This is a genomic window from Ulvibacterium marinum (assembly GCF_003626755.1).
In the GTDB taxonomy this organism is placed as follows: Bacteria; Bacteroidota; Bacteroidia; order Flavobacteriales; family Flavobacteriaceae; genus Ulvibacterium; species Ulvibacterium marinum.
In genome coordinates this window covers 78873-91641 of the sequence record NZ_RBCJ01000001.1, presented here as the reverse complement: position 1 = coordinate 91641, position 12769 = coordinate 78873, and the positions used below count along the sequence as shown (strand labels likewise).

The 12769-nt window shown below is 42.8% G+C and carries 9 protein-coding genes; 3 read left to right on the top strand and 6 right to left on the bottom strand.

The genetic code is table 11. The features are described from left to right. Positions 1-42 precede the first annotated feature (42 nt). Positions 43-1026 (top strand): L-threonylcarbamoyladenylate synthase, encoded by a 984-nt coding sequence (locus D7Z94_RS00420; protein WP_245967112.1) that lies wholly within the window; start codon positions 43-45, stop codon positions 1024-1026. On the opposite strand, the gene D7Z94_RS00415 is transcribed toward D7Z94_RS00420, so the two are convergent. The 4 genes from D7Z94_RS00415 to D7Z94_RS00400 all read right to left on the bottom strand — a co-directional run bounded on the left by D7Z94_RS00415 (position 1023) and on the right by D7Z94_RS00400 (position 8588). Then, positions 1023-3164 carry a Tex family protein gene (locus D7Z94_RS00415; RefSeq protein ID WP_120709547.1) on the bottom strand — a complete coding sequence of 714 codons (2142 nt, stop codon included), beginning with the start codon at positions 3162-3164 and terminating at the stop codon, positions 1023-1025. The two genes, D7Z94_RS00420 and D7Z94_RS00415, sit on opposite strands and share 4 nt — an antisense overlap. 18 nt (positions 3165-3182) lie before the next feature. After that, complete coding sequence (gene metG / locus D7Z94_RS00410) at positions 3183-5267, bottom strand: methionine--tRNA ligase (protein WP_120709546.1); 2085 nt, start codon at positions 5265-5267, stop codon at positions 3183-3185. A 124-nt stretch (positions 5268-5391) separates the two neighbouring features. Continuing rightward, a complete protein-coding gene (locus D7Z94_RS00405) occupies positions 5392-7083 on the bottom strand; it encodes a DUF1501 domain-containing protein (protein WP_120709545.1) in 1692 nt (563 codons plus the stop codon). A gap of 11 nt (positions 7084-7094) precedes the next feature. Beyond that, entirely contained in the window at positions 7095-8588 is a 1494-nt protein-coding gene (locus tag D7Z94_RS00400; protein WP_120709544.1) for a DUF1800 domain-containing protein, read from the bottom strand. Between the two features lie 193 nt (positions 8589-8781). Here D7Z94_RS00400 and D7Z94_RS00395 point away from each other — a divergent pair, with 193 nt between their 5' ends. Together D7Z94_RS00395 and D7Z94_RS00390 are read left to right on the top strand one after the other, a co-directional pair. After that, positions 8782-9141: a YraN family protein gene (locus tag D7Z94_RS00395; RefSeq protein ID WP_120709543.1), complete on the top strand. Its 360-nt coding sequence runs from the start codon at positions 8782-8784 to the stop codon at positions 9139-9141. 86 nt (positions 9142-9227) lie between these two features. Then, entirely contained in the window at positions 9228-9887 is a 660-nt protein-coding gene (locus D7Z94_RS00390) for an aspartate kinase (RefSeq protein WP_120709542.1), read from the top strand. Here D7Z94_RS00390 and D7Z94_RS00385 read toward each other — a convergent pair. Together D7Z94_RS00385 and D7Z94_RS00380 are read right to left on the bottom strand one after the other, a co-directional pair. Beyond that, a complete protein-coding gene (locus D7Z94_RS00385) occupies positions 9884-11206 on the bottom strand; it encodes a TlpA family protein disulfide reductase (RefSeq protein WP_120709541.1) in 1323 nt (440 codons plus the stop codon). The genes D7Z94_RS00390 and D7Z94_RS00385 overlap by 4 nt on opposite strands. Before the next feature lie 61 nt (positions 11207-11267). Beyond that, positions 11268-12722 carry a Gfo/Idh/MocA family protein gene (locus tag D7Z94_RS00380; RefSeq protein ID WP_120709540.1) on the bottom strand — a complete coding sequence of 485 codons (1455 nt, stop codon included), beginning with the start codon at positions 12720-12722 and terminating at the stop codon, positions 11268-11270. Positions 12723-12769 lie beyond the last annotated feature (47 nt).

The following is a 12769-nucleotide window of genomic DNA, read 5'->3' as shown; positions in this document are numbered from 1 at the left end:
TTTTTTTTTAACTAGTTTCTTCAAGGGAAATAGCCCGTATAAATGAATGCTGTAATACCTTTGCCAGATATGAGGAATACCATTACTAAGGATATTGCCTATTGCCAAGAATTGTTGAGAAATAATGAGTTGGTGGCCATACCTACCGAAACGGTATATGGACTGGCGGCCAATATTTATAATGATGATGCGGTTCGGAAGATTTTTGAGATGAAGGGGAGGCCCTTGTTCAATCCCTTGATCGTACACATCCATCATTCGGATCAATTATCATCCTTGGCAAAATCGGTTCCAAAGGCAGCTACAAAACTTGCCGCAAGGTTTTGGCCAGGCCCTTTAACTTTAATACTTGAAAAGAATACTTCGGTAAGCGATCTCGTCACCGCAGGGAAATCTACCGTTGCCATACGTATGCCCAACCATCCCTTGACTTTGAAGTTGCTCCAAGGGCTGGATTTTCCAGTTGCTGCTCCGAGCGCCAATCCTTTCACCAGAGTTAGTTCCACTTCGGCACAACATGTGGCCGACTATTTTGGGAATCGGATTCCCGCTATTTTGGATGGTGGTCCCTGTACGGTCGGTTTGGAATCCACTATTGTGGGATTTGATGGTGAAACTGTTGTGGTTTATCGTAAAGGAGGTATTTCCATTGAGGCCATCGAAGCCTGTGTGGGGAAAGTGAGATTGTTCATCAAAAATGAAAATGCCCCACAAGCGCCTGGGATGTTGGCCAAGCACTATTCCCCTCGGACAAAATTGATTTTAAGTGATAATATCTTAAAAGCTATGGAAGGCTTTATTGACCAAAAAATTGGCGTGTTGGCCTTTTACGAGTCTAACTTTTTCAACGCCAAGGTGGTAGAAACCCTTTCTGAAAAACGAGATTTGAATGAGGCCGCTAAAAATCTATTTGCCGCTTTACATCGTTTGGACCAAGAAAGTCTTGATATAATCATTGCCCAACGCTTTCCCAATGAAGGATTGGGAATCAGTATCAATGATCGCTTGGAACGGGCCGGGAATTAATCTTGAATAGGTTTTTTATGAAGTGCCAGCTGAATGCGTTTTCTAGGAATATCAACGGATAGGACTTTCACTATAATCTGTTGGTGCAAATGCACATGCTCGTTGACATCCTTAACGAAGCCCTGCGACAAATTGGACACATGTATCAATCCACTTTCTTTAATTCCCACATCCACAAAACAACCAAAGTTGGTAATGTTGTTCACAATGCCTGGTAGCAGTTGTCCTTCCCTCAGGTCGGTAATACTTTTAATGTTCTGATCAAAAGTAAACACCTTGGCCTTTTCTCTTCGGTCCAGCCCTGGTTTTTCCAATTCTGAAATAATATCCTCTAGGGTAGGTAAACCGACGGTATTGGAAGTATAGTGCTGTAATTCTATCTCCTTGAGCAGTGTTTTGTTGCCGATGAGTTCAGCAAGTGGCACTCTTTTGTCCTTTGCCATGCGTTCCACTAAGGGATAGCTTTCGGGATGCACTGCGGAATCGTCCAAAGGGTTTTCCGCTCCTTTAATACGAAGAAAGGCGGCGCCCTGTTCAAAGGCCTTTCCGCCTAATCTCGCCACGTTTTTAATATCATTCCTGCTTTTGAAGGGACCGGTCTCATTTCTATATGTCACAATATTTTCTGCCAGTTTGGAGCCAATACCAGAGACATAACTCAATAAAGAAACACTGGCAGTATTAATATTTACGCCCACTGTATTTACACAACTTTCTACTATTGTGTCCAATGAATATTTAAGCTTGGTTTGATCTACATCATGCTGATACTGGCCAACACCAATTGATTTTGGGTCTATTTTAACCAGTTCGGCCAAGGGATCCGCCAAACGTCTTCCAATAGATACCGCCCCGCGGACGGTAACATCATAATTGGGGAATTCTTCCCGTGCAATTTTGGAAGCTGAGTAGATGGAAGCTCCCGCCTCGTTTACCACATACACTTCAACGACATTTTTAAAGGCAATACGTTTTACTAATCGTTCTGTTTCACGGGAGGCAGTTCCATTGCCTATGGCTATGGCTTCTATTTTGTAGGCATCGGAAAGAGAGCTGATTTTTTTTATGGCACCCTTGCTATCATTCTGTGGCGCATGCGGATAAATAGTTTCGTTGTGTAGTAAATCGCCCTGGGCATCCAAACAGACCAATTTGCAACCTGTTCTAAAGCCTGGGTCAATGGCCAAGATACGTTTTTCACCTAATGGAGCACCCAGTAACAACTGTTTTAGGTTTTTGGAAAATACCTGTATAGCCGCGTCATCCGCTTTCTCTTTTGTATTTTTGAGCGATTCGTTGGAAAGTGATGGGAACAGCAATCGCTTGTAGGCATCGGCAATGGCCAGTTTTATGTGTCCAGAACAAGCATTGTTGGTTTTTAGGATGCGTTGTTCAATACGTTCCAAGACCTTCCCGTCATCGATTTCGATTTTTACCCGAATGAACTTTTCGGATTCAGCTCTAAGGATGGCCAAGAATCGGTGGGACGGACAGCGATTTAGCGGTTCGTTCCAGTCAAAGTAGTCTCGATATTTTTGGGCCTTTTCGACCTCCTTTTGGGAACCGATGACCTTTGTGGTCAGGATGGCAAATCGCTCCAGTTGGTGCCGCAATAGATTTCTGATGGATGTGCGTTCGTTGATCCATTCCGCAATGATATGCCTTGCCCCTTCCAATGCCTGGTCTTCACTGGTAACATTTTTTCCCAAGTAGTTGGAGGCCAAACTTTGGACGGCATCGCTGCGTTGCGCCATAATAATCTTTGCCAAGGGTTCCAATCCATTTTTACGTGCAGTTTCCGCCTTGGTTTTTTTACGCTTCTTAAAAGGAAGGTAAAGATCCTCCAATTCGATAATATCTGCTGCAAATTCCAACTTTTTTTTCAGTTCTGGGGTCAATACCCCTTGCTCGTCTATGGTTTTTAGAATAGCCTTCCTTCTTTTTTCAAGTGCCTGATATTGCGCTCTGAATTTAACTACTGTCCCGATTTGTACTTCGTCAAGATTTCCCGTACGCTCCTTGCGATAGCGGGCAATAAAGGGTACGGTACATTCTTCATCCAACAGTTCTAGAGTATTTTCAATACCTATTTTGGGAAGTTGGGTATGTTGTAGAACGTAGGTTACTAAGGAAGACATTGAAGATGTTTATTAAAGTTAGCTGATAGTGCTACCATTCCCAACCTCATCTTGATCGGGATTTACGAACACCAATTTACCTTCCGCATCTTCGGTCATTAGAATCATACCTTCACTTTCTACACCTCTTAGTTTTCTTGGAGCTAGATTAATGAGTACCGTGACTTTTTTGCCTACAATGGCATCGGCCTCAAAGCTTTCCGCAATACCTGAGACAATGGTCCGGGTGTCCAGACCTGTGTCCACTTTTAAGACCATCAGTTTTTTGGTCTTGGGCATTTTTTCCGCATCAACGATGGTGCCGACACGCATATCCAGTTTGGTAAAATCATCGAAAGTGATGGTGTCTTTTTGTGGGCTAATTTCTTGTGTGGCGTCCATTGCGGCATTGGTTTTTTTGGTAGCTTCCAGTTTATCCAGTTGCTTTTGGATTTCATCATCCTCTATTTTCCGAAATAGAAGTTCGGCCTTATTGATGGTATGACCAGAGGTTAGTAGTATTTCATTACCCTTAACCTGTTCCCAGCCATTTTGAGCTGTACTTGACCTGATATTGAGGATATTTTTTAGCTTCGCTGAGGTAAAAGGGAGGAAAGGTTCGCTCAAAATAGCCAGTCCCGTTGCAATTTGTAGGGCAACGAACATTACGGCTTTTACTCTTTCTTCATCCTCTTTAATGACCTTCCAAGGCTCTTCATCGGCCAAATATTTATTGCCTAAGCGAGCCAAATTCAATAATTCTTGACTTGCTTCCCGGAATCGGTAACGTTCCAGCGAATTGGAAATAATTTGAGGATACTTTTGCAGTTCGGCAAGGGTTTCTTTATCTATGTTGGAAAACTCCATGGGCTTCGGTACAATCCCTTCATAATACTTCTGGGTCAATACCACAACCCGGTTGATAAAATTCCCAAAAATGGCGACCAATTCATTATTGTTCCTTGCCTGGAAATCCTTCCAAGTAAAATCATTGTCCTTGGTTTCCGGTGCATTTGCCGTTAATGTATAGCGCAGGACATCTTGCATATCCGGGAATTCCTCCAAATATTCGTGCAACCAAACCGCCCAGTTTTTGGAGGTAGATAATTTATTGCCCTCCAAGTTTAGGAACTCGTTGGCAGGGACATTTTCGGGAAGTATGTAATCCCCGTGGGCTTTAAGAATTGCAGGGAAAATAATACAATGAAAGACAATATTGTCCTTTCCGATAAAATGGATCAATTTGGTATTCTCATCCTTCCAGTAGGGCTCCCAATCCTTCCCTTCCCTTTCCGCCCATTCCTTGGTGGAGGAGATATAGCCAATGGGTGCATCGAACCAAACATACAGTACCTTGCCTTCGCCTCCTTTCACTGGGACGGGAATGCCCCAATCCAAATCACGGGTCACTGCGCGAGGTGCCAAACCGCCGTCTATCCAAGATTTGCACTGGCCGTATACATTGGGTTTCCAATCTTCCTTATGGCCCTCTAAAATCCAGTTTCTTAAGAAACCTTCATAACGATCTAAAGGGAGAAACCAATGTTTGGTCTCTTTTAAAGTGGGAACGGCACCTGTAATCGTTGATTTCGGGTTTATTAAATCCGTAGCATTCAAGGAAGAACCGCAATTTTCACATTGATCGCCATAGGCTTCCTCATATCCACAATTGGGACAGGTACCGGTAACAAAGCGATCGGCCAGAAATTGCTCAGCTTCTTCATCGTACAATTGGGCCGTATTTTCCTCAATGAAATCACCCTGTTCATATAGCTTCTTAAAAAAATCCGAAGCAGTTTCATAATGTACCTTTGCCGAAGTCCTGGAGTAATTGTCGAACGAAATGCCAAAATCCACAAAGGACTTTTTAATGATACCGTGGTACTTGTCTATAATCTCATTAGGCGATACGCCTTCCTTTTTGGCCTTCATTGAAATAGCTACCCCATGTTCATCACTGCCACCTACAAAAGCTACCTCATGGCCCGTTAAACGCAAATATCGGGCATAAATATCAGCAGGAACATAAACACCGGCCAAATGTCCAATGTGGATTGGCCCGTTCGTATAGGGTAAAGCTGCCGTAATCGTGTACCTTTTTGGATTCTGTTGATCTTGAGACATCAAAACGCGAATTAAGGCACAAAAATACAGATTTTTGCTAGCGCATTATCGAATGCCACCAAAAAGAAAACCTTCGGCTTACCAATTGGCGCACCGAAGGTCAAGTTGCAAAGTGTGGGGCGTGTTAAGCAACCATTACCGATTTGCTCATTTTTTTATCCTGGATCTGAATACGATAAATGTATTTTCCTGTTGATAAATGTTCGGGCATTCGTTCCCTAATATTAATTTCCGCCGATCCCTCGGTCATCATTTCATTGTAGATCGTGCCCACATTCTGGCCAAGGATGTTGTACAACTGAATATCCACATGAGCTGTGAAAGGCATCTCCAAATAAATATGGGGAGCATTATCCGTGGGATAAAATGGTTTATGGACCACAGCGTTCAACAAATCCGGGTTCGGATCCGTTGGTTCCGGTTGTGTGGGCAAGGTAGGTTCCCCATCACTGTAAACAATATCGGGGAATTCAACACCGCTACAATTAAAGCCTAAATTGACCGGAGCATAAGGGTGATCCAATAAATGTTGTTCTACCAAAGGAATGTCCACGCAGAGCCATTCGGCCAAAACAGTGGCATATAGATCCCTAAAGTCCATGGTATATTCCAAATTACCCCTACCATCCGGATTGTCCAAGGTTGGGTGTTCCCCAACGAACGCACTTCCGTTCAATCCCGATCCGAAAAACAATGTTGGTGCCGCTTTACCATGATCTGTACCATTGGAGCCATTTTCAAAAATTCGTCGCCCGAATTCTGAAAAGGTCATACTCAGTACCTTGTCATCTTGTTGTGTAAAAGCAATGTCATCGTAGAAATTATCGATAGCCACAGAAAGATTTGTCATCAATCGTTCATGGGCCAACGGTTGATTGCCGTGGGTGTCAAAACCACCCATGGAAATCATATATACCTTGGTTCCTAAGTTACCTTTGATCAAACGGGCCAATAATGCCAATTGTCTTGCAAAACCATTGTCCTGATATTCCACCTGGTTTTGCCCACGCTCATAGGCTTCATGGATAAGACCTGCATATTCATAGGTAGTATTCGCAACTCCCCTAAGGAATTTCAATTGGTCACCATACATACAATCACCAAAAAGGGCGTCATCCAATCCATAGACCACTCCAGATTCCGCAATTTCCTCTAACTGGTCGATATTTGAGGTTACAAAAGCGTAATTGGTTTCTTCGCCTTGGAAAACCAAGTTCCCGAACTGACCTATTTGTATGGCCGCCGGTGATGCTGGTGGATTAATCAGATAATCTGGATAGAGGTTCTCAAAGTGTCTTCCCATCCAGCCAGTATCTAATCCGGAAAAACCGGTGGTTGTTAAATCCGTATTGGCATAAATATCCGATCCCGTGAAGTGGGACAAACTTTGGTTTTGATAGCCCACGCCATGTACGGCCTTAAATTGCCCATCGCCCCACATAGGCTCAACGGCCTGCATGTAGGAGGGAACGCCAAATTCGTCCGTTAACTTTAATACTTTACTTTCCGGAATATAGATGTTGGGCCTGGCATTGGCATAACTATCATATTGCTCGATCGGAATTACGGTACTTAAACCATCATTTCCACCGGACAATCTTATTAAAATTAAAATATTGTCCGTTTCCGCAGCTGCAATAGCTGCAGTCAATGGAGAGGGTGCCGATGCCGTTAGCATGTTGCTTCCCAGCATCATGGAACCGGAACCAGCGATTCCTAAAGCTTGGAGAAAGGAACGTCTGCTCCAGGCCTTGTGTTCTAAGTCATGGCCCTCATGTTGAAGACCTTTATAAGGAGTATTGTTGATATTGCACATAGTCGTAGGTTTTATTTTAGTTGAAACTCGGGTTGTCTTGCCAAATATTGTAATAATAGGTATACTTGAAACGGTGCTGTCATCCATGTGGCCAGCGTCCAAGTTTCATCATTCCCACCTTCGTAATAAGTGGGGTCTATATCGCTTCTAAATGCGGCGAATGCCTTTTCGTACTCACCTTCATCCAACAATCCTTTCGGAAGGACAAAGTCAATGATAGGTCTAGCGATAATATCAGGATTATTGCTTGTTAATCCGTCATTTCCGGTTAGGGAGAGGCCAAACGCCCTGAACTGCTCATTATTATTCTGATAGAACGTTTCAAGAATGGTCTCTATGGTTAGCCAGCGACCTATTATGAAATTGGTATTGATCCATGAACGATCTCTTTGCCAACCAGCCACGTCAAAGGGGTCAAACAGTTCTTGCCCTAACAGGCGGGTGTAGTTGTTGATCTCGCTCAAGGTGTTGTCCGTGTAAGCGAAACTAGTCTCTTTTAATGTATTCAGATACATGTCATAGGGACTCTTGATAATAACGCCGATAGCGTTGTCATCAAAAAAGTGTTGACTTCTGAACAATTGAGATAGAACCGGAGCTATTTCAAAATCGTTTGCAATGAACGTATTTGCCATTCCGTCAATAATGACCTGCGCATTTCCGGTATCATCCTTGGAATCTGGATGTACAAAGAATTCGTAAAGTTTTCTACAGATGAACTCCGCAATCTCGTTCGGACGTTGTTGGAAAAGAATATTGATTACATCATCATATCCCCAATTTCCAGTCTGTCCCAGAATGGTTTTACTACCAGTATCATGTCGGGTAGCATCATAGGCTACCGGAGAACAGCCTATTTCGCCTCTTTCCACATAACCGGAAAGAGCCTTGGCCGTTTCAATGATGTCTTCTTCGGTGTAACCGTTTCCTTCGCCCAAAGTGAAAAGTTCGTACAGTTCACGGGCATAGTTTTCGTTAGGATTGTTGCCGTTATTATATACGCCATCCAAATAGTAGAGCATGGCATCGGTCAGTCCTATTTCGCTTACGAAGGTCCGGAAGTTCCCTAATGAATTTCGTTGGAGACAATTAATGTAGTAATAAAGGAATGAATTACAGTCATATACATCGATCTCGGTAACAAAGTGGTTACTCCAAAAGAAGCTCATCCTATCCCTTAGATTATTGTCCAAAAGGGCATTGGTATATGTCAAGCGCCATTCTTCCAACTGTGCTCGACGAACCTGTCTTGCTTGATCATCATCGGCGGGATAATTACTATTGTTCCAATCCGCCCAGGCTGGGGCCGGTGATGGGGGCATGGCTACTGCCTGATTTATCAAATTGTCAACCAGCGTTCCCGCATTTTGATTGACCGCTAGGTCAATAGTCTCTACCGAGGCGCTAAACCCCAGTCTTCTATACAAATGTGCCGCTTTTGTCCTGTCCAAAGGAGTTGTGTACGGCGCTAATGTAGAGGTATTACAATTAACGAAGTATTCCATAGATTTTAGGCTTTAAGAACGTTCATGTGCGTAGGGGCTAATTCTTAACGCTTAAACTTTTTGGATAGTATCTTAATCGTTTTATTTTCGTTGTACTGCGGGCCAATTTACGATGTTGCGGTTAATAATAACGACGAAGTGTTGTTTTTTTCGATGAAATGCACTGTTTTCGTACAATTTTAGGGAGATCTATATGGGGAAGCACAATGAATTTGGAAAGGAGGGGGAGCAGATGGCAGTGGATTTTTTGATGGCAAAAGGTTATGATATCAAGTATCGCAATTACAGATATTTAAAATCCGAAATTGATATTATTGCGCAAAAAGGAAATACCCTGGCAATCATAGAGGTCCGCGCTAGAAGCAATGATCAAATTGTTCCCATTGCGGAAACCATTACCAAGAAAAAAATCGGACTTTTGGTTATGGGTGCAGATTATTATGTAACTGAACAGGGTCTTGATGTAGAGGTTCGATTTGATGTGGTAACAATTCTAAAAAATAGCAAAATATTCAAGATTGAGCATATAAAGGATGCTTTTTATCACTTTTGAATACGTAATTACGCACAAAATTATCTACTGCACAATTTGTTTTATTTGTAACAAAATGTTATTTTTGTACCTCAACTGAACCAAAGATGAAAACAATTTCTTCCGTTGTAGAGCAGTACATCAAAAAAAAGCCTTTTTTACAAAGCGCACTGGCGCAGGGTATCATCAATTTAACTTCGCTATCCCGTATTGTGAAGCCGGAGATCGAGGAGGAATTGGGGAAGGAAATTCGTAATGGAGCCATTGTAATGGCCTTAAAGCGTTTATCCGATGATCTGGAATTTAGGGCAACCCATAAAATAATCAAGGTTTTAAAAAATATCGGGGAGATTACGGTCCGTTCCTCATTGACCGATTATACGTTCCTGGCCTCGGACACCGTCCTTGTGCAACAAGCCAAGCTTTTGGACGAAATCAATGCCAATCAGGATATTTTTTACACTTCCTCTCGCGGTGTAAACGAGATCAATATTGTGATTAGTAGCAGTATGGATGAAATCGTTGAGCGACTTTTCAAAGCGGAAAAGTGTACCCAAAAGGCGGAAAACCTTTCTTCCATTACGGTAAAACTTCCTGCTGAGAACGTCTCCGTTCCTGGAATTTACTATTTTATTTTTCAGCGTTTGGCATGGGAGGGCATTGTTCTCTATGAGGTAATTTCGACTACCAATGAGTTCACCATTCTTGTGGATGACGATCAAGTGGATGTGGCCTTTAGGACCATAAAAGACTTAAAGGCACTTTAATTCTTATCTAGAAATTTGATTACTTCTTGGCTGTCGTCTAGTGTGGCAATTATCCGTTTCCCCTTGTCCAGAATGAAATAGGTAGGGGTTTTTGCTATATCATACAATTTTGCGTATTCATTTTCCCATTTGCCCAAGGCTAGAATGTGTTCGAAATTTTCAAATTTAGCTGATTCAATTTTCCAGCGGATGTCATCATCTTCCAACCCTATGGCAACTACTTTTAGATTTGACCGCTGCTCTAATCCTTCATATAATCCTGGTAGATCTCTGAGACAATGCCCACAGGTACTACTCCAAAAGACCAGCATATAATATTCAGAGCCTTTAAGATCGCTTAACTTTTTAAGTGTATTACCCTTTCCCCATTCAATTTCGGGAGCAATAGCGCCCAAGCGCAAACGATTATAGATCTTGATTTGATCGATAACACTTTGATTGTTGGTCCCTTCTGCCAATGGGGTTAGATAACCTTCATAAATGAAGTCTGACAAGGCATTATAATCGTTTGCCGAGGCCTGTTTCCAAAGTTTATGAAAGACATGAAATTTGAAATCTGCCAGGGTACCTTCCATTTGCCTGCTGACTTCACTTATGTTTTCCTGAATTGCCTTTTCCGTTTCCAATGGATCCATCTGTTGCAACGGGAGGGCGGTAAAAACATAGTTGGAAATTTTATCCATCAAGAACCCAGAAGCCTGTAGCATAGGATTTTTCAAATCAAGCGCGCTAAAATAGTTCACCTTTCTGTTTTTGACATAATCGAATAAGGATTCATTTTCTCGAGGGATGTATGGTGAATTAGCTTTTATAAAATGTTGGATCAGCATACCATTGGATCGCTTTTCATAAGCCATCTGAGTTGCCTTTAATTCCTTTATCACTTTCGTGAATTCGGGTTGACCGGTTTTTCCTTCGGAATACGACCGGACAATTTCACCTGTTAGATTTTGTATTTCCCTAAAATATTTGTTGAAGATTTTATTTTCTTCGGAAACTAAAAAGTTGACCCCTTTGGAGGCGTCAAAATGCAATTGAACATCTTCCTTTCCGTTGTAGATGATATCAAAATAAAATTCATCCTGGGGAAGGGCGTACACCAAGCGGTAGATTCCGGGAGCACTATTTTCGGGAAGTGTTAAGCTGAATTTTCCGTTCTTTACAGCGCCATCCGCCACATAGGATTGCTTGCCAGGACTAAGATGATAGGCTATTAGCCAACTATAATTGTTCGCTGGTGAAAAGGTGCCGGATATGGTATGCCTAGCCATTGCCGATAGGGTCAGGAACAAAAAGGAGAAAAGGATAATTTTTCGCATGCTCAAACCAAATCAAACATCTTACCAAAATAGTACGGAGTAAGAAATCGGATAGGGAGCATCACACCTCCCAACCTTCCCTATAGGTCCTACCTACAAACTGATTGGCCTCTTCCAAGTTTGTTATTCGCATATTCTCCCCATCCCACAACAATTTTTTACGGGCGTAAAAATCCATTTTTCCATCGCTGTTCTCCCTTCGAAGCATATAACTACGAATAGCCAAATTACCCATTAATACGGTCTCGGTCATGGGTCCTGCATAATCGAAAGATGAGGTCAACCCTTTATGTTCCGGGCTATCGAAACCTGCTTTGCAGGCATCCACCCATAACCGCTGATGGCCATATTCTGGCTCTTCGCTACTTTCAACCTCGGGACCAAAATCGGTCGTACCATCATTAAGATATAGTTTAGGGGTAAGTGGGGAACTATCATTTATGTTGGTAGAAATAATCCCTTTTTCCCCGATCATCAATACTCCGTTTTGACTTCCCGGCCCTCCAATATCGTTATTGGCAGGAATGATATCTGGGTGTGAAGGTCGAATGCCCCCATCGCTCCAAGTCATTTCTATAGGAGATTTGCTCTTATCCGTAGCACCAAAATGTAAGGTAATAAAGGACGAGGGAGGGCAGCCTTCAGGATGATAATCCGCCGTCCACATCTGGGTGTACACGGAACTTACACTACATTCTGCATCCGTTGGATATTTGAGGCCCAAGGTCCTAAAGGGAATATCGATCAAGTGGCAGCCTACATCTCCCAAGGCACCGGTACCGTAGTCCCACCAGCCGCGCCAATTGAATGGATGTAAATTGGGTGTAAAGGGTATATTAGGGGCGGGTCCTAACCATAAATCCCAATAGAGGTCTTCGGGTTTTTTACTTTCATCGGGTTCCGGCATAGCATACCCTTGAGGCCATACAGGTCTATTGGTCCATACCTGTACTTTGGAAATGGGCCCAACGGCATCGGTATCCACCCATTTCTGTACCATATCCAACAGCGGGTTGGAACCACCTTGATTTCCCATTTGGCTCACGATTTTTTTGTCCTTTGCCATTTGGGTGAGCTTTCGTGCCTCACTGATATTATGCGTCAAGGGTTTTTGAACATATACATGTTTTCCACGCTCCATGGCAAAAGCTGCGGCCGGACCATGCACGTGATCGGGAGTTGAAATGGTAACGGCGTCGATGCCTTTTTCCTTATCCAACATTTCACGATAATCATTGTACAACTTGGCCTTGGGAAATGATTCGACAGAGCTCTTGGCCGATCCGGAAAAATCCACATCACACAGCGCGACAACTTTTTCCCTTCCTTTGACCGAAGCATTCATAATATCGCTACGGCCCTTTCCTCCGGCACCAATAGCCGCTAAATTAAGTCGGTCGCTAGGGGCTAAATAACCGGGACCTCCAAGGACATGTCTGGGGACAATAAAAATTGAGGAGGCCAAGGCGGTTTTTTTGATAAATGATCTTCTGGAGGTATTTTTTTTGGTTTGCATGAGTGCTTTTTTAGAGGATTTTTTTTAGTGCCCCCTAATATAGCATA

Excerpts from the sequence above, each read along its gene's own strand:
- D7Z94_RS00420 (WP_245967112.1), top strand. The coding sequence starts at position 43 with ATGAATGCTGTAATACCTTTGCCAGATATGAGGAATACCATTACTAAG.
- D7Z94_RS00415 (WP_120709547.1), bottom strand. The coding sequence starts at position 3,164 with ATGTCTTCCTTAGTAACCTACGTTCTACAACATACCCAACTTCCCAAA.
- metG (WP_120709546.1), bottom strand. The coding sequence starts at position 5,267 with ATGTCTCAAGATCAACAGAATCCAAAAAGGTACACGATTACGGCAGCT.
- D7Z94_RS00405 (WP_120709545.1), bottom strand. The coding sequence starts at position 7,083 with ATGTGCAATATCAACAATACTCCTTATAAAGGTCTTCAACATGAGGGC.
- D7Z94_RS00400 (WP_120709544.1), bottom strand. The coding sequence starts at position 8,588 with ATGGAATACTTCGTTAATTGTAATACCTCTACATTAGCGCCGTACACA.
- D7Z94_RS00395 (WP_120709543.1), top strand. The coding sequence starts at position 8,782 with ATGGGGAAGCACAATGAATTTGGAAAGGAGGGGGAGCAGATGGCAGTG.
- D7Z94_RS00390 (WP_120709542.1), top strand. The coding sequence starts at position 9,228 with ATGAAAACAATTTCTTCCGTTGTAGAGCAGTACATCAAAAAAAAGCCT.
- D7Z94_RS00385 (WP_120709541.1), bottom strand. The coding sequence starts at position 11,206 with ATGCGAAAAATTATCCTTTTCTCCTTTTTGTTCCTGACCCTATCGGCA.
- D7Z94_RS00380 (WP_120709540.1), bottom strand. The coding sequence starts at position 12,722 with ATGCAAACCAAAAAAAATACCTCCAGAAGATCATTTATCAAAAAAACC.